Source organism: Streptomyces sp. Da 82-17, from assembly GCF_046098215.1.
In the GTDB taxonomy this organism is placed as follows: Bacteria; Actinomycetota; Actinomycetes; order Streptomycetales; family Streptomycetaceae; genus Streptomyces.
Genome location: NZ_JBJURH010000008.1, coordinates 240,949 through 260,301 on the forward strand (window position 1 = coordinate 240,949; position 19,353 = coordinate 260,301).

At 71.5% G+C, this 19,353-nt stretch carries 17 protein-coding genes and 2 pseudogenes; 8 read left to right on the forward strand and 11 right to left on the reverse strand.

Annotated features, from left to right (window positions below):
- Positions 1-46: 46 nt before the first annotated feature.
- Positions 47-529, reverse strand: a complete 483-nt coding sequence (locus ACIDOF_RS16575; RefSeq protein ID WP_409006631.1) for a GNAT family N-acetyltransferase — start codon at positions 527-529, stop codon at positions 47-49.
- 95 nt (positions 530-624) lie between these two features.
- On the opposite strand from ACIDOF_RS16575, the gene ACIDOF_RS16580 reads away from it, so the two are divergent.
- The gene (locus ACIDOF_RS16580) at positions 625-1,125 is read left to right on the forward strand and encodes a MerR family transcriptional regulator (protein WP_409006632.1); all 501 of its coding nucleotides are present in this window, start codon (positions 625-627) and stop codon (positions 1,123-1,125) included.
- A complete protein-coding gene (locus ACIDOF_RS16585; protein WP_409006633.1) occupies positions 1,125-2,159 on the forward strand; it encodes an aldo/keto reductase in 1,035 nt (344 codons plus the stop codon). Before ACIDOF_RS16580 ends, ACIDOF_RS16585 begins: the two co-directional genes overlap by 1 nt.
- Positions 2,160-2,206: 47 nt before the next feature.
- Here ACIDOF_RS16585 and ACIDOF_RS16590 read toward each other — a convergent pair whose 3' ends face one another.
- From ACIDOF_RS16590 to ACIDOF_RS16625, 8 genes and pseudogenes are all read right to left on the reverse strand, one after another.
- A complete protein-coding gene (locus tag ACIDOF_RS16590) occupies positions 2,207-3,532 on the reverse strand; it encodes an acyltransferase family protein (RefSeq protein WP_409006634.1) in 1,326 nt (441 codons plus the stop codon).
- 25 nt (positions 3,533-3,557) lie between these two features.
- A pseudogene (locus tag ACIDOF_RS16595) lies at positions 3,558-4,139 on the reverse strand (alpha/beta hydrolase); the annotation flags it as partial.
- A gap of 402 nt (positions 4,140-4,541) precedes the next feature.
- Positions 4,542-5,243: pseudogene (locus ACIDOF_RS16600) on the reverse strand (alpha/beta hydrolase); the annotation flags it as partial.
- Between the two features lie 197 nt (positions 5,244-5,440).
- Positions 5,441-6,121 carry a response regulator gene (locus ACIDOF_RS16605; RefSeq protein ID WP_409006635.1) on the reverse strand — a complete coding sequence of 227 codons (681 nt, stop codon included), beginning with the start codon at positions 6,119-6,121 and terminating at the stop codon, positions 5,441-5,443.
- Positions 6,118-7,413 (reverse strand): sensor histidine kinase, encoded by a 1,296-nt coding sequence (locus tag ACIDOF_RS16610; protein WP_409006636.1) that lies wholly within the window; start codon positions 7,411-7,413, stop codon positions 6,118-6,120. Before ACIDOF_RS16610 ends, ACIDOF_RS16605 begins: the two co-directional genes overlap by 4 nt.
- 177 nt (positions 7,414-7,590) lie before the next feature.
- Complete coding sequence (locus ACIDOF_RS16615; protein WP_409006637.1) at positions 7,591-8,445, reverse strand: DUF4429 domain-containing protein; 855 nt, start codon at positions 8,443-8,445, stop codon at positions 7,591-7,593.
- Between the two features lie 85 nt (positions 8,446-8,530).
- Complete coding sequence (locus ACIDOF_RS16620; RefSeq protein WP_409006638.1) at positions 8,531-9,742, reverse strand: alpha/beta hydrolase; 1,212 nt, start codon at positions 9,740-9,742, stop codon at positions 8,531-8,533.
- A gap of 187 nt (positions 9,743-9,929) precedes the next feature.
- Entirely contained in the window at positions 9,930-10,601 is a 672-nt protein-coding gene (locus tag ACIDOF_RS16625) for a TetR family transcriptional regulator (RefSeq protein WP_409006639.1), read from the reverse strand.
- Positions 10,602-10,753: 152 nt separating this feature from the next.
- Between ACIDOF_RS16625 and ACIDOF_RS16630 the strand changes: the two genes are divergently transcribed.
- A complete protein-coding gene (locus tag ACIDOF_RS16630) occupies positions 10,754-12,379 on the forward strand; it encodes an MFS transporter (RefSeq protein ID WP_409006640.1) in 1,626 nt (541 codons plus the stop codon).
- A 181-nt stretch (positions 12,380-12,560) separates the two neighbouring features.
- Positions 12,561-12,953 (forward strand): peptidase inhibitor family I36 protein, encoded by a 393-nt coding sequence (locus ACIDOF_RS16635; RefSeq protein ID WP_409006641.1) that lies wholly within the window; start codon positions 12,561-12,563, stop codon positions 12,951-12,953.
- Here ACIDOF_RS16635 and ACIDOF_RS16640 read toward each other — a convergent pair.
- Together ACIDOF_RS16640 and aceE are read right to left on the reverse strand one after the other, a co-directional pair.
- Entirely contained in the window at positions 12,934-13,746 is an 813-nt protein-coding gene (locus ACIDOF_RS16640) for a potassium channel family protein (protein WP_409006642.1), read from the reverse strand. The two genes, ACIDOF_RS16635 and ACIDOF_RS16640, sit on opposite strands and share 20 nt — an antisense overlap.
- Positions 13,747-13,817: 71 nt before the next feature.
- Entirely contained in the window at positions 13,818-16,550 is a 2,733-nt protein-coding gene (gene aceE / locus ACIDOF_RS16645) for a pyruvate dehydrogenase (acetyl-transferring), homodimeric type (RefSeq protein WP_409006643.1), read from the reverse strand.
- Between the two features lie 379 nt (positions 16,551-16,929).
- Between aceE and ACIDOF_RS16650 the strand changes: the two genes are divergently transcribed.
- The 4 genes from ACIDOF_RS16650 (at position 16,930) to ACIDOF_RS16665 (ending at position 19,328) form a co-directional block, all read left to right on the forward strand.
- Complete coding sequence (locus ACIDOF_RS16650; RefSeq protein ID WP_282516175.1) at positions 16,930-17,370, forward strand: DUF3052 domain-containing protein; 441 nt, start codon at positions 16,930-16,932, stop codon at positions 17,368-17,370.
- 116 nt (positions 17,371-17,486) lie between these two features.
- Complete coding sequence (locus tag ACIDOF_RS16655; RefSeq protein WP_409006644.1) at positions 17,487-17,954, forward strand: peroxiredoxin; 468 nt, start codon at positions 17,487-17,489, stop codon at positions 17,952-17,954.
- Between the two features lie 132 nt (positions 17,955-18,086).
- Positions 18,087-18,662, forward strand: coding sequence for a TerD family protein (locus ACIDOF_RS16660; protein ID WP_409006645.1), 576 nt, complete (start codon positions 18,087-18,089; stop codon positions 18,660-18,662).
- Between the two features lie 90 nt (positions 18,663-18,752).
- Positions 18,753-19,328, forward strand: coding sequence for a TerD family protein (locus tag ACIDOF_RS16665; RefSeq protein ID WP_409006646.1), 576 nt, complete (start codon positions 18,753-18,755; stop codon positions 19,326-19,328).
- The last annotated feature ends 25 nt before the right edge of the window (positions 19,329-19,353 follow it).

The following is a 19,353-nucleotide window of genomic DNA, read 5'->3' on the forward strand; positions in this document are numbered from 1 at the left end:
ACCTCCCAGTCCCACCAGGACCCCTCCGGCAGGGCGAGGCCCTCGCTCACGTCCCGGTGCCCGGCAGCAGCAACCGCATGGCCGGTTCGGGCATGTGGTGGAAGCCGAGGGAGGTGTAGAGGGACTCCGCCTCGGGGGAGGACGTGAGGTCGATCTTGCGGATTCCTCGGGTGCGGTACCAGTCGAGGAGGGCGCGCATGCAGGCGCGGGAGTGGCCCTCGCGGCGTCGGGCGGGGTCGGTGCAGACGTTGAAGACGTATCCGATCGCGCCGTCGGGGTTGTCCGGGGAGCCGAGGCGGTACTCGATCTTGCCGGTCGCGCAGGCGGCGAGGCGGCCGGGGGTCGTCGGATCGTCGACGACCGTCGCCGCCAAGTCGCCGTCGGGGCGGGCCAGTTCGGTACGGAGGCGGCGTACCGTCGCGGCCTGCCAGCCGACGTCGTCGCTGGGTTTCAACGAGTCCAGCATGATCTTGCGGAGCCGGATCAGCTCCTCGGCGTCCTCGGGCGTGGCACGGCGTACGAGACTCATGGCGCGGAGCGTAGTGAGCGGGCAGCAGGATCTCCTCCGGATTTCGCTCCGATTCCGCTTGCTTGGAGCGCACTCCAAGGTCCTAGCGTGGGGGCATGACGGTGATGGAGAGCACTCCTCTGACCCCCGCTGAGCAGACCCCCGTACCCACGACGCCGGAGACGGTCGAGCGGTGTGCCGGCGCCGACCCGGAGCACCCGCGGCCGGACGGCCGGGACCGGTACACGATCAGCGAGGTCGCCGCGCACACCGGCCTCAGCGCGCACACCCTGCGCTGGTACGAGCGGATCGGTCTGATGCCGCACGTGGACCGTTCGCACACCGGCCAACGCCGGTTCACCAACCGGGACTTGGACTGGCTCTCCCTCGTCGGCAAGCTGCGCCTCACCGGCATGCCGGTCGCGGACATGGTCCGTTACGCCGAGCTGGTGCGGCAGGGCGACCACACCTTCGAGGAGCGGCAGGCGCTCCTGGAGCAGACGCGGCGCGATGTCGTCGACCGCATCGCCGAACTCCAGGGCACCCTCGCCGTCCTCAACCACAAGATCGACTTTTACGCGGACGCCCGGCGGGCGTCGGAGAGGGCCTGGGCCTGATGAGCTCGGAGAACAGCAGCACGGAGAAGATCAGCACCACCCGCCTCGGCAGCGACGGACCCGAGGTCGGCGTCCAGGGCCTCGGCTGCATGGGCATGAGCTTCGCGTACGGCGAGACCACCGATCCCGACGAGGCGCGCGCCACCCTGGAGCGGGCCCTCGAACTCGGCGTCACCCTGTACGACACCGCCGACATGTACGGGCACGGCGAGAACGAGAAGTTCATCGCCCCGTTCGTGCAGGCGCACCGCGACGAGATCGTCCTCGCCACCAAGTTCGGCATCGTCCTCGACAAGGACGACCCGGAGAAGCGCGGCATCAACAACGACCCGGCGTACATCCGCAGTTGCGTCGAGGGCAGCCTGCGGCGCCTCGGCGTCGACGTCATCGACCTCTACTACATGCACCGGCGCGATGTGAACGTGCCCATCGAGGAGACCGTCGGCGTCATGGCCGAGCTGGTCGCCGAGGGCAAGGTGAAGCACCTGGGGCTCAGCGAGGTCACCGGGCCCGAGCTGGAGGCCGCGCACGCCGTGCACCCGATCGCCGCCGTGCAGTCGGAGTGGTCGCTGTTCAGCCGGGACGTGGAGGCCAACGTCGTGCCCACCGCGGCTCGTCTCGGCACCGCGTTCGTGCCGTACTCGCCGCTCGGCCGCGGCTTCCTCACCGGCGCGTTCAAGGACGCGACCGCCGAGCTCGGCGCGGACGACTTCCGCCGTACGATGCCCCGCTTCAGCGGTGACAACGCCGTCGCGAACGCCGCGCTCCTGGAGCCCGTGCGGAAGCTCGCCGAGTCCCGCGGCGCGACCCTCGGGCAGATCGCGCTGGCCTGGGCCCAGCGGCAGGCCGACGTGCACGGTCTGCCGGTCGTCCCGATTCCCGGCACGCGTCGGCGCAGCCGTCTGGAGGAGAACACCGCGGCGACCCGACTGGTGCTGACCGAGGGCGAGTTGGAGCTCCTCGACCCGATCGCCGGGCAGGTCGCGGGCGGCCGGTACGCCAACATGGCGTTCACGTCGGCCGGGCGGGAGTAGCCGAAACGCGGGCGGCACCGGCGCGGGCCTTCCGGCGCCGGCGCCGCCTACCCCCACCCCAGCGCGAACCCCGCGAACCCGACGGCCAGCAGCCCCGCGACCGCGCCCCGGAGCCGGGCCGCGGCCTGCGTGCCCGTGCCCGTGCCCGTACGCCAAGGCCGCTCGAAGTGGCGTGCGTACCGGGCGATCGCGAGCAGCAGCAGCGCGAAGACCGGGAGCCAGAGCGCCCGCGCCGCCACCCACGCGAACGAGTCCGGCGCTGTCGTCAGACCCGGCACCGCCCCGAACCGCGCGCCCGTGACCGCCGTCGCGAACATCGCCGTCTGGTGCCAGCACAGGATCGTCATCGCCGACAGGTTGACCACCACCACCGGCGCCCACACCGCAGGCCTGCGCAGCAGCGCGCCGATCCGGTCCCGCAGCAGGATCGCCGCACCGCTCTGCGCCGCCGCCAGCGCGAGCACCAGCAGCGACGGCGGATGCGAGTTGGTGCGCGCCTCACCCGGCACGCCCACCATGGACGCCGGGTAGTGGAAGGCGAGCAGCAGCGCCGCGAACAGCGCCGTACCGCCCGCGAGCAGCAGCCACGCGCCGCGCCTGCCGAGCCTCTTCTCGCCCCAGGCGACGCCCAGTTGGTACGCGAACAGCCACCCCGGCAGGATGTTCAGGACGCTCAGCCACGACGGCATCGCCTCCGCGTACGGCCCGTACCGCAGGAAGTCGACGGCCGCGACCGTCGCCACGAGCGGGGCCGCCGACCAGGCGCCGAGGCGTTCCGCGGCGCGCACACAGAGCGGGGTGAGCGCGGTGATCACCGTGTAGACGCCCACGAACCACAGCGGTTGGACGACGAGGGTCGCGCCGGTGCGCAGCGAGTCGCCCGGCACGCCGAGCGCCGACAGCAGCGGGACGAGCAGCGCCCACACCGCCGTCACCCCGAGCACCGGCCGCCCGAGCCGCGCCACCCGTCCGCGCAGCCAGCCGGCCGTCGACCCGCCGCGCTCGCGGGCCCGCCGGTACGAGAGGACCGAGGCGTAGCCGCCGACCAGGAAGAAGATCCCGAGCAGCTGCAGGAACCAGCTCAGCGGCGCGAGCCCGCCGAGCGCGGACAGCGGGCTGGCGTTGTGCAGCGCGCCGTCGGTGTCGCGCGTGAACCCGCCGAGCAGCCAGTGCCCGGTCGGCACGGCGAGCAGCGCGAGCGCCCGCAGACCGTCGACGGCCCGGTCCCGGTGCGCGGGCGTCCGCGCGTCGACCGCCGCGGTCGTACGGGCCAGGGTGCGACGGGCGGAACGCAGCCGCTCGGCGGGACGGCGGCCGCGCAGGTGCGGCTGCCTCAACTTCGTTGTGGAACGGGCAAGTTCGGTGTACGTCATGACGGCACGTCCTGGGTGTGAGGTCTCAGCGGGAGGCGCCGCGGGCGATGGCGGCGAAGGCGCGGAGCGAGTCCGTTCCGGGCACGAAGTAGCCGGTGTGGCCCTCGGCGCGCGCGGCGGGCACGGGGCGGGCGCCGAAGGCCGGGTCGGTGGGGTCGGCGCCGTGGCCGAGGCCGAGGAGCTGGACGTGCGGGACGTCGTCGATCCAGTCGTCCGGGTCCTTCGCGGCCCACACGCGGGCCCCGGTGCGCAGGTCGGCGGCCCGGTCCACGCGCATGCCGGGGGAGCCGGCCACGACCAGGTCGGCGGCGGGCACCTCGGGCGCGGCGAGGCCGCACACCACCGAGCCGTAGCTGTGGCAGAACAGCGCCGGTCGCGGCCCGCCCGCCGCGACCACGCCCTGCACGAGCCGAACCAGCCGCGGCGCCCCCGCCTCGGCAAGCCGCCCGGTCGCAGCATCCGGCCCGAGCCCGACGGGAGTGGTGTACCCGGCCCAGGCGATCACTGCGGTGTGGGGGGTGGGGGTGCTGTGACTTGTGGAGGGGCGGCTGGCGGTGGCGGCGTCGTCGGGGGTGCCGTGGTGGGTTGTGGTGCGGTGGGCGGCGCCGCGCTCGGGGGCGGGGCGGTTGGTGGGCGTGCGCCCGGCGGTGGTGCGGTTGGTGGCGGTGGGCTTGGGCCCGGCGGTGGTGTGGTTGGTGGCGGTGGGCTTGGGCCCGGCGGTGGTGCGGTTGGTGGCGGTGGGCGTGCGCCCGGCGGTGGTGCGGTGGGTGGCGGTCCGGTTGGTGGGCGTGCGCCCGGCGGTGGTGGGGTTCGTGGCGGTGGGCGTGTGCCCGGCGGTGGTGCGGTTGGTGGCGGTGGGGTCGGCGGCGCTGGACTCGGGAGTGCTGCGGTGGGTGGTGGTGACACCGTCGGGGGTGCCGCGGTCGGTGGTGGTCCGGTCGGTGGTGGTGCGGTGGGCGGTGCCGTGTTCGTCAGAGGCGCGGTCGGCCGTGCCTCGGTCGAGGGTGCCGCCCTCGGTCGTGGCCGCGTACAGGGCCCGGCCCATGCCGCTGGGCGTGCCGTAGCGGTCCTTCGTGCGGTCGAAGGTGTTCAGGTCGATGTCCGAGCCCGGCACGATCACGGCGACGTGGTCCGCGTGCGCCAAGTCCCCGTAGACCTCTGCGACTTGGCCCCGGCCGCGCGGGTCGAAGGCGAGGATCTGCCGGCCGGGTGCGCCCAGTTCGGCGTACCGCTCGGCGCGGGCGCGGGCGGCCGCTCGGTCCTGGCCGGGCAGCTCCGGGTCGGCGGCGCGGGCCAGCTCCTCGGCGCGTGCCGCTTGCAGCGCCCGGGAGTTGGCCGCGTACCGCAGGGCGGGCGGGGCGCCGTCGAGGTTGCCGACCACGAGGGCGTGCCGCTCGACGAGGGCCTCGCGCTGCCGCCCGGTCAGACCGGCGAAGAAACGGGCGACCTCGGCGGGACTTGCGGTCGCCGGGTCGGGCAGCGGGCGGCCGTGCAGGTCGGGGGACCGGTCGGCGCGCCAGGGGCCGACGCCGGGAACCGGGCCGGTGACGGCCTGTTGCTCGGAACCGACGGCCCAGCCCGCACTGCCCGCCACGACCGTCGCCGTGAGTAGTGCCGCGAGCAGTGTCCGCGGCCCGCGCCGCCCCCGCTTCGGCCGCCTCTGCTCCCTCGCCCCCCTCGGCCCCTGCGGCCCTTTCGCTTCCTCGGCCATGGCCGTCTCCTCTTCCCGTACGTCCCGTACGTCCGTCTCGCTGACGGGAGGGAAGGTAGGAAGGCGGCCTCGGCCGAGGCGTCACACCGAGGGGCCAACTCCGGGGTGATACCGAGGTGTTGGAGGGAGTGCGCGGGGTGCTACCCCAGTAGGGGGTGGCGCGAGGGGGTGCTGCGAGGCGCGCCGCGCCCCTCCGTTCAGCCCGCCTCGCCCGGCGACACGAGCCCCGACTCGTACGCGAAGATCACCGCCTGGGCGCGGTCGCGCAGGTCGAGCTTGGCGAGGACGCGGCCGATGTGCGTCTTCACGGTCTGCTCGGCGAGCACGAGCCGCCCGGCGATCTCCTGGTTGGAGAGGCCGCGCGCGATCAGTTCGAGCACTTCGGTCTCGCGCGGCGTCAGTCCGTTGAGGCCGAGGGAGAGGTCCTTCGCGCGGGTCGGCTTCTGTCTGGCGAAGTCCGCGATCAGGCGTCGTGTCACGGACGGTGCGAGCAGCGCGTCCCCGGAGGCGACCACGCGGACCGCGGCGATCAGGTCGGCGGGCGGCGCGTCCTTCAGCAGGAACCCGGAGGCGCCGGCGCGCAGCGCCTCGTACACGTAGTCGTCCACGTCGAACGTCGTCAGCATCAGGACCTTCGGTCGGTGCACCACGCCCCGCGGAGGGTCGAGCAGCGCGCGGGCCGCCGCCAGGCCGTCCATCTCCGGCATGCGCACGTCCATCAGGACCACGTCGGGGTGCGTGGAGCGGCTGACTTCCACGCCCTGCCGGCCGTCGCTGGCCTCCCCGACCACGTCGATGTCGCTCTGCGCGGCGAGCAGCGCGGCGAATCCGGCCCGCACCATGGCCTGGTCGTCGACGATGAGCACACGGATCGTCACGGTCTGTCCGCACCTTTCGTACGCAGGGGAAGCCGGGCCTCGACGCGGAAACCGCCTCTGTCCAGCGGCCCGGCGTCGAGCGTGCCGCCGGCCAACCGTACGCGCTCGCGCATGCCGACCAGGCCGTGTCCCGTGCCGCCGTGCTCCAGGGGCGGCGTCGGTTCGAGCGGCGGGCCGTTGAGGACGAGGACGACCAGATCGCCGCCGACGACCCGCACCGACACTTCCGTGCGGGCGCTGCTGGGCGAGTGCCGCACGACGTTGGCCAGGGCCTCCTGCACGATCCGGTACGCCGACAGCTGGACGGCCTGCGGCACCGCGCCGGGCTCCGGCGAGTACGTCAACTCCGTGTGCACGCCTGCCCGTACGGTCGCCTCGACCAGCTGCTGCAGCCGGTCGAGGCCGGGCTGCGGGGCGAGCTCGCCCTTCGTCTCCTCGCTGCGCAGCACCGTGAGCAGCCGCCGCATCTCGGTGAGCGACTCGCGTGCGCTGCCCGCGATCGCCGCGAACTCCTCCCGCGCGGCGTCGGGCAGGCCGTCGATGCGGTACGGCGCGGAGTCCGCCTGGACCGTGATGACGGACATGTGGTGGGCGACCACATCGTGCAACTCCCTTGCGATCCGGGCCCGTTCCTCCAGGAGGGTGCGCTGTGCCCGTTCGGCCTCGCTGATCGTCTCCTGCACGACGAGTCGCCGCTGCGCCTCCCCACGGGCGCGCAGCGCGTACGTGAGGACCAGGGTGACTCCGGACAGCACGAACAGCAGCAGGTGCACGCCGTCGCTGCGGTCCTGCGAGAGCAACTCGAAGACGAAGCCCGCGACGCCGGTCGCCAGCCACACGGCGACGAGGGTGCGCCGGGACTCACGCAGGCCGAGCAGCACCGTCAGGAGCAGATAGCCGACGACCACCATGGGCGTCCACGGCCAGGAGCGGCCCGGCGTGCCGTCCGCGCCGAGCAGCGCGAGCGCGCCGAGGACGTCCGCCGTGCCCACGATCCACCAGGCGGGCAGCGGGCGCGTGACGGCGAGCAGCAGCGGTGCGGTCTGGGCGGTGGCGAGCGCTCCGGCGAGCGCCCCGCCCAGGCGGTAGTCGTTGACGAGGACGGTGACGGTGACGGGCAGCAGTGAGGCGACGAAGGCGAGCACGACGGCGTACGGCAGGTACCGCACCCACGCCTTGCTCGCCCCCGCGAGCGGGGCCTCGCCGGAGGCGGCGGGCGTGGTGAGCGCGGCCCCGAGCTCCCGGAGCCCGTCCCGCAGGCCGTCGCGCAGGGTTTTCGAGGAGGTTTCCATGACGGCTTCAGCGTAGGCAGCGGCGGCCGTCACCTGCGTCATACCGAGGAGTGGTCCGCCGAGTGCTACCGGGGTATGACGCCGGTCTTTCGGCTGCCGCGCCGTCGTGGTTGGTCGCGCCCCTGCGGCGGAGCCGCATATGCCACAGCCCCGCGACCCTTTGGGGCGCCCGGAAACTCACAACTCCGCCAGCAACTCCGCCTTCTTCGACGTGAATTCCGCGTCCGTGAGCAGCCCCGCCTGGTGGAGTTCGCCGAGGTGGCGGATGCGGTCGGCGATGTCCGCAGGGTCGCGCCGGGCCGGGGTGCGGGGGGTGGAATCCGCCGACGGGCCGCTGCTGCGGACCGCCGCGAGGACCGCCGCGGCGAACGGCAGGGACTCGTGGACCGGCCCGTACCCGAGGCCGAACACCACCGCCGCCGGGTCCTGGTCGGCCTGTGCGGGTTGCGCGGCGGCCGGGGTGCGGCGCAGCAGCCGCAGGTGGCCGTCGAACACCTCGGGCGAGCGCCACTCGACGTCCGCGAGGTCGCCCACCGGGAAACGCTGGTCGCCCGCCTTCCACTTGGCCGACGAGGCCCCCGTCCAGAACCAGCGGTACGACACCGTCCGGCCGTCGAAGGACGCCTTCCCGTCGTACGCCTTGAACTGGAGCGGGCCCTCCGGCGGGGGCACGAGGAACTCCTCGGCGTCGGACGCGGGGCCGAGGAGGGGGCGGAGCTCGTCCGCGTAGTACTCGGCGAGGGTCTCGCGCTCGGCGGGCAGCACCAGGCGATAGGGGTCGCTGCTGTCCTTGAGCTGTCCGGCCGCGGCCGCCATCAGCGGATCCGCGCCGGGTCTGGGAACGGCGTGCAGCACCACCGTCCCGCGTTTGCCCGGGGTCAGGGTCACCGCCGCCAACGCCTCGTGGGGAATGCGTCGTTCACCGAGCGCCTGGAACAGCTTCGGCGTCCTGATCCCCCGTTCGAAGCGGATGAGCACGGAGTCCGAGTCGAACTCCCAGGCGGCATGAAATCCGGCCAGTACGTCACCCATGCGGCTCATCGTAAGCGCCATGCGGTCCGAAGCCCACCCGCGAAGCCCTCCCGCGCAGTGCCAGGTCGACGGATCTCTACGCGCGTCAGGCGGAAGCGGAACCGGAAGAAGTGTTCCGGCACTTCTCGCCACCGTCGGCACAGCTGACCGCCCCGTACTGGCCGACGCCGATGCGGGCGAAGTTGCGCAGGCTCTCCGTGCCCGGGTGGAAGTAGCCGGTGTGCCCGACGGCGCCCTCGGCGGACATGACGCGTGCGCCGAAGCCCCGCGAGACCGGGTCGGCGCCGTGACCGAGGCCGCCGACCTCCATGTGCGGGATGTCGCCGATCCAGTCGTCGGAGTCCCGCATCGCCCAGACCCGGGCCCCGGTGTGCAGCCCGCCGACGCTCCCGGCGCGCATCCCGGGGCTGCCGGCGACCGCTATGTCGGTGACCCGCGACGGCAGCTTCCGCGCGGCCACCCCGCACACCACCGAGCCGTAGCTGTGGCAGTACAGGGCGACCTTCGAGTCCCCGGGCAGCGTACGGACGAGGGAGTCGAGGCGGACCGAGCCGTCCTCGGCGCGCTTCGCGGTGGCCGCGTCCATGCCGACGCCGACCGGCGCGGTGTAGTCGGCCCAGGCGATGACCGCGCTGCGGGTCTTCGGGCTGCGCTCGTGCTGCTCGCGGTAGAGGGCGTTGGCCATGCCGCGCGGGGCGGTGTAGCGGCCGTACGTCTTCTGGAAGGTGAGCAGGTTGGTGTCGACGCCGGGCACGACGACGGAGACGCGCTCGGCGCGGTCGAGGTCGCCGAGCACCTCCGCGACGCGGCCGGGGCCGGTCGGGTCGAAGGCGAGGATCTGCCGCTTCGGCTCCATCAGGGAGTCGAAGCGGTGCATGCGCCGACCCGCCTCGTACCGGCCGGAGGCGGAGAGGCGCTTGTCGTGCATGCGCTGCTGCTCGACGTCGCGCGCCCGGTCGATGGCGACCCGGTTGGCGGCGTACCGCAGCCACACCGGCGCACCCGTCATGTTGCCCACGGCGAGCGGATGACTGCGGGCGAGCCGGAGCTTCTGGGAGCCGGTGAGCGTGTCGAAGAAGTGCCCGATGCGGGCCGCCGGGGCGTGCGGGTCGGGCAGCTTGTGGCCGTCGATGCCGCCGCGCTTCCAGGCGGAGAGGGCGAGTTCGAGCGGGGTCGACGCGCCCCGGTCGTGCCGCACGGCGCTCCAGCCGGTGGTCGCCAGCATGACGAACACGACCGCGAGCGCGAGCAGGGCACGCCAGACGTTCAAGGTGGGGGACGAGTCGAAGGAAGTCACTCCGGGACACCCTAGGAGAACGTCGCCGCCGACCGGGAAGAGGGTGGGGCACATCACGTTTCGCGGTACGTGATTCATATCAAAGGGGGCGCAAGGGGTACGGCTCCACTACGCTCCGTATGCGCTTGCGGGGCACGGGAGTTCACCGTCTGCCGCTGTGTTCGTACGCTCCGTCGGCCCCGGCGGGTCAGGCCGCGCGCCAGTCCCCGGCGAGCGCCGGCACCAGCTGGTCGAGCTGCTCCTCCGTGACCGCGCGCATCGACTCGACGCTGAGGTCCTCGCCCGCGCCCCACAGCCGCCCGGTCATCCGCATCACCCCGCTGAACGCGGCCACGGCCACGCGCGGGCGCGGGTCGGTGTCCACGTCGAGGCCCTCACGCCGCGCGATGATCCGCGCGACCTCCTCCTCCATCTCGATGGAGCGGCGCATCTCGACGGCGAGCAGCGCGGGCGTCGACTCGATCAACTGGAAGGTGCGCATGTGCAGTTCGACCGGGACGACCTGCTCGATGCTGTCACCGATCGTGTTCCACGCGTCGAGCACGGCCCCGCGCAGCGCCCGCAGCGGCGGCTCGTCCGCGGGCCGCGCCCGCAGCTGCTCCACGAACTGCCCCTCCACCATCTCCTGTACGGCGAAGACGGCCTCCTCCTTGCCGGCGAAGTACCGGAAGAAGGTGCGCTGCGAGACGTCGACGGCGTCCACGATCTCGTCGACGGTGGTCTGCTCGTACCCCTTGGACGTGAACAGTTCGAGGGCGGCGCGCAGCAGGGCGTCGCGGGTGCGGCGCTTCTTGCGCTCGCGCAGGCCCGTCGGCTCGGGCTTGGGCTCAGGCGTGGGCTCGGGCTTGGGCGGGGTCAATCAGGGGCCTCTTTCCACCGGTCGGCAGCCGGTTCGTACGGCCGGTCGGTACGGCCGGTTCGTGCAGCTCACGATACCTGTGAGCAACGTGACAGTTACCGACTTGTGAATCAGTTTGTCAACTGTCAGCGGCTGTCATTAGCCTCGAACGCATGACTAGTCAGACCACCGTCGACAAGGCGGACAAAGCGCCGGAGCGGCCGGGGGGCGCTCCCGCTCCGGCCCAGGCCAAGGGCTTGCGCGGCCACCCCTGGCTGACGCTGTTCGCCGTCGCGATCGGCGTGATGATGGTGGCCCTCGACGGCACCATCGTGGCCATTGCCAACCCGGCCATCCAGAAGGACCTGGGCGCCTCGCTCGCGGACGTCCAGTGGATCACCAACGGCTATCTGCTCGCGCTGGCCGTCGCCCTGATCACCGCAGGCAAGCTCGGCGACCGCTTCGGCCACCGGCAGACCTTCCTCATAGGCGTCGTCGGCTTCGCCGCCGCGTCCGGCGCCATCGGCCTGTCCGAGAGCGTCACCTTCGTGGTCGTCTTCCGCGTCCTGCAGGGCCTCTTCGGCGCCCTGCTGATGCCGGCGGCGCTCGGTCTGCTGCGCGCCACCTTCCCGGCCGAGAAGCTCAACATGGCCATCGGCATCTGGGGCATGGTCATCGGCGCCTCCACCGCGGGCGGCCCGATCCTCGGCGGCTTCCTCGTCGAGCACGTCAGCTGGCAGTCGGTGTTCTACATCAACGTGCCCGTCGGCGTGATCGCGCTGCTCTTCGGCCTGTGGGTCCTCAAGGACCACCGCGCCGAGAACGCGCCGCGCTCCTTCGACGTCCCCGGCATCGTGCTGCTGTCCGGCGCGATGTTCTTCCTGATCTGGGCCATCATCAAGGCCGGTGAGTCCTGGGGCTGGGGCGGCGCCAAGACCTGGATCTTCCTGGGCGCGGCCGTCCTGTGCTTCGTGCTCTTCGCCGTCTGGGAGACCAAGGTCAAGGAGCCGCTGGTCCCGCTCGGGATGTTCCGCTCCGTGCCGCTCTCCGCGGGCACCGTCCTCATGGTGCTCATGGCCTTCGCCTTCATGGGCGGCCTGTTCTTCGTGACGTTCTACCTGCAGGGCGTGCACCACCAGACCCCAGTCGAGAGCGGACTGCACCTGCTGCCGCTGACGGCCATGATGATCGTCTCCTCGCCCGTCGCCGGCGCCCTCATCACCAAGTTCGGCCCGCGCGTCCCGCTGGTCGGCGGCATGGTCCTGACGGCGGCCGCGATGTTCGGCATGACCACGCTGTCGGCCGGTACCGGTACGTGGACGATGTCCCTGTGGTTCGCGCTGCTCGGCCTCGGCCTTGCCCCCGTGATGGTCGGCGCCACCGAGGTCATCGTCGGCAACGCCCCGATGGAGCTCTCCGGCGTCGCGGGCGGTCTGCAGCAGGCCGCCATGCAGGTCGGCGGCGCCCTCGGCACGGCCGTGCTCGGCGCGGTCATGTCCAGCAGGACGGCCTCCGTCCTGCCCGACAAGTGGGCCGAGTCGGGGCTGCCCGGCGAGCCCGCCCCCGGCCTGGACGCGGCCGCCGAGGTCGGATTCGTGCCGACCGAGGCCCTGGAGAAGGCGCAGACCCCGCAGCCCGTGATCGAGCAGATCGGCAAGGTCGTCCAGGAGACGTTCCTGTCCGGCATGCACCTCGCGTTCGTCACCGCCGGTGTCGTCGCCGCGGTGGCCGCCGTGGTGGCCCTGCTCACCAAGCGCGGCGCCAACGCGGAGGCGGGCGGCGGAGCCGTCCACATCTGACGCGCACGGGCAGGGGAGTGCGCCCCCCGTACGCGCCCCGCGCACCCGAAAGTCCCGCCGAAGAGCTCTTCGGCGGGACTTTCCCCTATCAGGATGGCCGACCCCGCACGGGCTTCCTGGAGGCGGTCGTTCCGGGCGAGAGTGCAGTCAACTGATCAGCACCACACGGGGGTTCACCACCATGCGCACGACCATCACGCTGCCCGCCCTGACCACCTCGCTGCTCGCCCTCGCCCTGCTCGCCGCACCCACGGCGACCGCGGCCCGTACGGGAAGCGCCGCGCCGCCCGCGTCCGCCGACTGCGGGCCCGGCGAGCTGTGCCTGTGGAAGGACGCCGAGTTCAAGGGGAAGCGGCAGGTCCACGAACTGTCCGGCACCGACATCGAGAGCTGCGTCGCCCTCCCCGAGGGCACCTCGGCCCAGTCCCTCGCCAACCGCACCGGCCGCCCGGTGACCGTCTACCAGTCCGCCCACTGCGCGGAGACCGGCGAGTTCCAGACGTACCCGGGCGACGGCACGTACGCACCCCGATCGCCCTATCGCGTACGGGCGTTCAAGATCTGGGAGCACTGAGCGGCGAGGCGGGGGCGGGGCCGGCGTCCCCGTCGACCGTGCCGGGCGCGGCGGGCACCGTGCCCGGCGCGCCCGCCGACAGCGCCGCCACCTGCGCCCGCAGCGCCCGGACCTCGTCCGTCAGCGCCTCGATGGCCGCGGTCTGCCGGCGCTCCTCCGCGTCGTCCGAGTCGAAGCGGTTGATGAACCAGGCGGCGATGTTGGCGGTCACCACACCGAGCAGGGCGATCCCGGACAGCATCAGGCCCACGGCGAGCACCCGCCCGAGCCCGGTCGTCGGGGAGTGGTCGCCGTAGCCGACCGTCGTCATCGTCGTGAACGACCACCACAGCGCGTCCCCGAGCGTCTTGATGTTCCCGTCCGGCGACTCCCGCTCCACGGCGAGCACGGCGAGCGAACCGAACATCAGCAGCCCGGTCACGGCTCCCGCCACATACGTGGTCAGCTTGATCTGCGAGGCCATCCGCGCCCGCCGCCCGATCAGCAGCAGCGTCGCCACGACCCGCAGCAGCTGCAACGGCCGCAGCAACGGAAGCAGCACGGCCGCCAGATCCAGCCAGTGCCGCCGTACGAAGTCCCGCTTCTCCTCGGCCAGCACGAGCCGTACGAGATAGTCCGCGGCGAAGGCGGCCCATACGCCCCACTCCACGGCCGCGCACGCCTGCTTCACCGCGGGCGCCGCGTCGGGCAGCACGATCGGCACCGCGTAGGCCGCGGCGAAGAGCACCGCGAGGGCGAGGAGGGGCCGCTGCGTGCGGTGCTCCCAACGGATCCGGGCCGGCTGTTCCTTCATGCCCGCATCGTAAGAAACGCATAAGGGCGGCGGGACCGTGCGGTCCCACCGCCCTCGGGAAGCGGGGTCTGTTAGGCGTCGCCGCCCGCGGCGCCCGGGTCGGCCGCCGCCACGTCGAGCAGCTGGTAGCGGTCGACGGCCTGCTTCAGGACCGAGCGGTCCACCTTGCCGTCCTGGGCCAGCTCGGTCAGCACGGCGAGCACGATCGACTGCGCGTCGATGTGGAAGTACCGGCGGGCCGCGCCCCGCGTGTCCGCGAAGCCGAAGCCGTCCGCACCGAGGGAGGTGTACCGCCCCGGCACCCAGCGCGAGATCTGGTCCGGCACCGAGCGCATCCAGTCCGAGACCGCCACGAACGGCCCCTCGGCGCCGCCCAGCTTCTGTGTCACGTACGGCGTGCGCTGCTCCTCCTCCGGGTGCAGCAGGTTGTGCCGCTCCACCTCGACGGCCTCGCGCCGCAGCTCGTTCCAGGAGGTCGCCGACCAGACGTCCGCCTTGACGTTCCACTCCTCGGCGAGGATCTTCTGCGCCTCGACCGCCCACGGCACGGCGACGCCGGACGCCATGATCTGCGCCGGGATCGAGCCGGACTCGCCGCGCTTGAGGAGGTGGATGCCCTTGAGGATGCCCTCGACGTCCACGTCGTCCGGCTCGGCCGGGTGCTGGATCGGCTCGTTGTAGACCGTCAGGTAGTAGAAGACGTCCTCGGCCTCCGGTCCGTACATCCGGCGCAGGCCGTCCTGCACGATGTGCGCGATCTCGTACCCGAACGCCGGGTCGTACGCGATGCAGCCCGGGTTGGTCGAGGCCAGCAACTGCGAGTGCCCGTCGGCGTGTTGGAGGCCCTCGCCGGTCAGCGTCGTGCGGCCCGCGGTGGCGCCGAGGACGAAGCCGCGGGCCAGCTGGTCGGCCATCTGCCAGAACTGGTCGCCGGTCCGCTGGAAGCCGAACATCGAGTAGAAGACGTACACCGGGATGAGCGGCTCGCCATGCGTCGCGTACGCCGAGCCCGCGGCGATCAGCGAGGCCGTGCAGCCCGCCTCGGAGATGCCGTCGTGCAGCATCTGCCCCGTCGGCGACTCCTTGTACGCGAGCAGCAGGTCACGGTCGACCGCCTCGTACTGCTGGCCGAGCGGGTTGTAGATCTTCGCGCTCGGGAAGAACGCGTCCATGCCGAACGTGCGGTACTCGTCCGGCGCGATCAGCACGAAGCGCTTGCCGATCTCCTTGTCCCGCATCAGGTCCTTGAGGATGCGGACGAACGCCATGGTGGTGGCGATCGACTGCTGCCCCGAGCCCTTCTTCGCGGCCGCGTACGTCTTGTCCTCCGGCAGCTGCAGCGGCTTCGCGCGCACGACCCGGGTCGGCACATAACCGCCCAGGCTCTTGCGGCGGTCGTGCATGTACTGGATCTCCTCGGAGTTCCGGCCCGGGTGGTAGTAGGGCGGAACGCCGTCCTCCAGCTGCTTGTCGGTGATCGGCAGGTGCAGCCGGTCCCGGAAGCCCTTGAGGTCGTCGACCGTCAGCTTCTTCATCTGGTGCGTGGCGTTGCGGCCCTCGAAGTTCGGGCCGAGCGTCCAGCCCTTGACCGTCTGCGCCAGGATCACCGTCGGCTGGCCCTTGTGCGCCTTGGCCGCCGAGAACGCCGCGAAGATCTTCTTGTGGTCGTGCCCGCCGCGCCCCAGGTGCAGGATCTGGTCGTCGGTCATGCCCTCGACCATGGCCCGCAGCCGGTGGTCGTCCCCGAAGAAGTGCTCCCGGATGTACGCACCGGTCTCCGTGGCGTACGTCTGGAACTGGCCGTCGGGCGTCGTGTTCAGCCTGTTGACCAGGATGCCGTCCCGGTCCTGGGCGAGCAGCGGGTCCCAACTCCGGTCCCACACCAGCTTGATGACGTTCCATCCGGCGCCCCGGAACTGCGACTCCAGCTCCTGGATGATCTTGCCGTTGCCGCGCACCGGGCCGTCGAGCCGCTGCAGGTTGCAGTTGACGACGAAGGTCAGGTTGTCGAGGCCCTCGCGCGCGGCGATGGACAGCTGGCCGAGCGACTCCGGCTCGTCCATCTCGCCGTCGCCGAGGAACGCCCACACATGCGATTTGGAGGTGTCGGCGATGCCGCGCGCCTCCATGTACCGGTTCATCCGCGCCTGGAAGATCGCGCCGAGCGGGCCGAGGCCCATCGACACGGTCGGGAACTCCCAGAAGTCCGGCATGAGCCGCGGGTGCGGGTACGAGGACAGGCCGTTCGGCGCCTTGGACTTCTCCTGCCGGAAGCCGTCCAGCTGGTCCTCGCTGAGCCGGTCCAGGAGGAACGCGCGGGCGTAGATGCCGGGCGAGGCGTGGCCCTGGAAGAAGATCTGGTCGCCGCCGTCGCCCTCGTCCTTGCCGCGGAAGAAGTGGTTGAAGCCCACGTCGTAGAGCGAGGCGGAGGACGCGAACGTCGCGATGTGGCCGCCGACGCCGATGCCGGGGCGCTGGGCGCGCGAGACCATCACGGCCGCGTTCCACCGGGTCGCGTTCAGGACCTTGCGCTCGATCTCCTCGTTGCCGGGGAAGAACGGCTCGTCCTTGGTGGCGATCGTGTTGACGTAGTCGGTGCTGCGCATCTCGGGCACGGCGACGCGCTTCTCACGGGCCCGCTCGATGAGCCGGAGCATCAGGTAGCGGGCGCGCTCGCGGCCGCGCTCGTCGACCGCCGCGTCCAGCGAGTCGAGCCACTCCTGAGTCTCTTCGGGATCGAAGTCCGGGACCTGGCTGGGCAGGCCGCCAATGATGATCGGGTTGCGATCGGATCCGGAAGCCACGCTGTTCCTTCGCTGTCGGTCTTGCTCGGTGTCGGGGAGCCGTGGGGGCTGTGGAGCTGTGGTTACGCCGTCGATTGTCGTCCCCATCGTCCACCTCGGTCGCGCAAACGTCATCTGTACCGTTAGGTAACCAGGGTGGGTCCGCTTCAGCCGCGATTACCACAGGACCGGCAAAACAGGCCAGAATGGCCTGGGGTGAACAACGGATACCCGGCAAAGCGCGCAAAGCGCCGAGACGGCACCGCCGGGAACGTCACCGTTTCGGCGGTCTCGACGGCCGGGTACTTGCGCGATCCGCCCCGCACGTGTGGACTACGGCCAGTGGCCCACGTATGCGTGCGGCCGAGAACAACTTCCAAACATGATCAGGAGGCAATCCGTGAGCGCGACCGCGGACCACGCGGAGACGAGCCTGGCCGAGAGGCTGGGCTTCCAGTCCGGGCAGGTGGTCCAGGAGATCGGCTACGACGATGACGTCGACATGGAGCTCCGCGAGGCCATTGAACAGACCATCGGCGACGATGGCGAGCTCGTCGACGAGGACTACGACGATGTGGCCGATGCCGTGGTGCTCTGGTTCCGCGACGACGACGGGGACCTGACGGACGCCCTCGTGGACGCCATCGCGTACATCGAGGAAGGCGGCCCGATCCTGCTGCTGACCCCGAAGACCGGCCGCGACGGATATGTCGAGCCGAGCGAGATCAGCGACGCGGCCACCACCGCCGGCCTGACCGCGAGCAAGAGCGTCAGCGTCGGCAAGGACTGGTCGGGCAGCCGGCTCGCCACCCCCAAGGCGGCGAAGTCCGGGAAGCGCTGACTCTTCACGCAGCCTTCGAACCCCCGTCGGCCACCGGTCGGCGGGGGTTCACGCGTGTCCCGCCGGGCTCGTTAGGGTGGCACCACCTGAACAGCCCTACGGAGGGATCCGTCTTCATGGCACTCGCCGGCATCTCGAACGGCACCAAGGCCCCGGACTTCGAGCTCAAGAACCAGCACGGCGAGACTGTGCGGCTCTCGGACTTCCGCGGTGAGAAGAACGTCGTGCTGCTCTTCTACCCGTTCGCCTTCACCGGCGTCTGCACCGGCGAGCTGTGCGCCCTGCGGGACGAGCTGCCGAAGTTCGTCAACGACGACGTGCAGCTGCTCGCCGTCTCCAACGACTCGCCCTTCTCGCTGCGCGTCTTCGCCGAGCAGGAGGGCCTCGAGTACCCGCTGCTCTCCGACTTCTGGCCGCACGGCGAGGCCTCGCGCGCCTACGGCGTCTTCGACGAGGAGAAGGGCTGCGCCGTGCGCGGCACCTTCATCATCGACAAGGAGGGCGTGGTCCGCTGGACCGTCGTCAACGCCCTGCCCGACGCCCGTGACCTGAACGAGTACGTCACGGCCCTCGGCAGCCTCTGAACAGCCCGACGACCACGCGATCCTGGGGCGAATAGCCTGTTTGATGCGGGAACCGGTCACTAGGATCCAGTCGTTGATCCGATGCCAACGCACGACGGGGGCGCTGCCCCTGTACACCAATTGGGAGGACTCGTGGGAGTCAGCCTCAGCAAGGGCGGCAACGTCTCGCTGACCAAGGAGGCCCCCGGCCTCACGGCCGTCACGATCGGCCTCGGCTGGGACATCCGTACCACCACCGGTACGGACTTCGACCTCGACGCCAGCGCCATCCTCACGCAGGAGGACGGCAAGGTCGCCAGCGACGCCAACTTCGTCTTCTTCAACAACCTCAAGAGCCCCGACGGCTCGGTCGAGCACACCGGTGACAACACCACCGGTGAGGGCGAGGGCGACGACGAGCAGATCAAGGTCAACCTCGCGGGCGTCCCCGCCGAGGTCGCCAAGATCGTGTTCCCGGTCTCGATCTACGACGCCGAGAACCGCCAGCAGTCCTTCGGCCAGGTCCGCAACGCGTTCATCCGCGTCGTGAACCAGGCCGGCGGCGCCGAGATCGCGCGGTACGACCTCTCCGAGGACGCCTCGACGGAGACCGCGATGGTCTTCGGCGAGCTGTACCGCCACGGCGCGGAGTGGAAGTTCCGCGCCATCGGCCAGGGTTACGCCTCGGGCCTGCGCGGCATCGCGCAGGACTTCGGCGTGAACGTCTGAGCCACGCACCACCCACGCCCGGCGCCGCACACTCAGTGCGGCGCCGGTCGCGCTGGACAACCGCACCACCACCAGGGGAGGACCACGAACATGGGCGTCACGCTCGCCAAGGGAGGCAATGTCTCCCTCTCCAAAGCAGCACCGAACCTGACGCAGGTCCTTGTCGGCCTCGGCTGGGACGCGCGTTCCACCACCGGAGCCCCCTTCGACCTCGACGCGAGCGCGCTGCTCTGCAAGTCCGGGCGGGTGCTCGGTGACGAGTGGTTCGTGTTCTACAACCAGCTCACGAGCCCCGACGGCTCGGTCGAGCACACCGGGGACAACCTCACCGGCGAGGGCGACGGCGACGACGAATCGCTTCTCGTGGACCTCTCCAAGGTCCCCGCGGAAGTGGACAAGATCGTCTTTCCGGTCTCCATCCACGAGGCGGACAACCGGGGCCAGACCTTCGGCCAGGTGAGCAACGCGTTCATCCGCGTCGTCAACCAGGCCGACGGCCAGGAGCTCGCGCGGTACGACCTCTCCGAGGACGCGTCCACGGAAACCGCGATGATCTTCGGCGAGGTGTACCGATACGGCGAGGAATGGAAGTTCCGTGCCGTTGGGCAGGGGTACGCGTCGGGACTTCGGGGCATCGCTCTAGACTTCGGGGTCAACGTTTCGTAAAGCCGCGCACGGCTCGGGGGAGCCC

Excerpts from the sequence above, each read along its gene's own strand:
- ACIDOF_RS16635 (WP_409006641.1), top strand. The coding sequence starts at position 12,561 with ATGCGCACGACCATCACGCTGCCCGCCCTGACCACCTCGCTGCTCGCC.
- ACIDOF_RS16615 (WP_409006637.1), bottom strand. The coding sequence starts at position 8,445 with ATGGGTGACGTACTGGCCGGATTTCATGCCGCCTGGGAGTTCGACTCG.
- ACIDOF_RS16640 (WP_409006642.1), bottom strand. The coding sequence starts at position 13,746 with ATGAAGGAACAGCCGGCCCGGATCCGTTGGGAGCACCGCACGCAGCGG.
- ACIDOF_RS16575 (WP_409006631.1), bottom strand. The coding sequence starts at position 529 with ATGAGTCTCGTACGCCGTGCCACGCCCGAGGACGCCGAGGAGCTGATC.
- ACIDOF_RS16610 (WP_409006636.1), bottom strand. The coding sequence starts at position 7,413 with ATGGAAACCTCCTCGAAAACCCTGCGCGACGGCCTGCGGGACGGGCTC.
- ACIDOF_RS16580 (WP_409006632.1), top strand. The coding sequence starts at position 625 with ATGACGGTGATGGAGAGCACTCCTCTGACCCCCGCTGAGCAGACCCCC.
- ACIDOF_RS16585 (WP_409006633.1), top strand. The coding sequence starts at position 1,125 with ATGAGCTCGGAGAACAGCAGCACGGAGAAGATCAGCACCACCCGCCTC.
- ACIDOF_RS16655 (WP_409006644.1), top strand. The coding sequence starts at position 17,487 with ATGGCACTCGCCGGCATCTCGAACGGCACCAAGGCCCCGGACTTCGAG.
- ACIDOF_RS16590 (WP_409006634.1), bottom strand. The coding sequence starts at position 3,532 with ATGACGTACACCGAACTTGCCCGTTCCACAACGAAGTTGAGGCAGCCG.
- ACIDOF_RS16665 (WP_409006646.1), top strand. The coding sequence starts at position 18,753 with ATGGGCGTCACGCTCGCCAAGGGAGGCAATGTCTCCCTCTCCAAAGCA.
- ACIDOF_RS16630 (WP_409006640.1), top strand. The coding sequence starts at position 10,754 with ATGACTAGTCAGACCACCGTCGACAAGGCGGACAAAGCGCCGGAGCGG.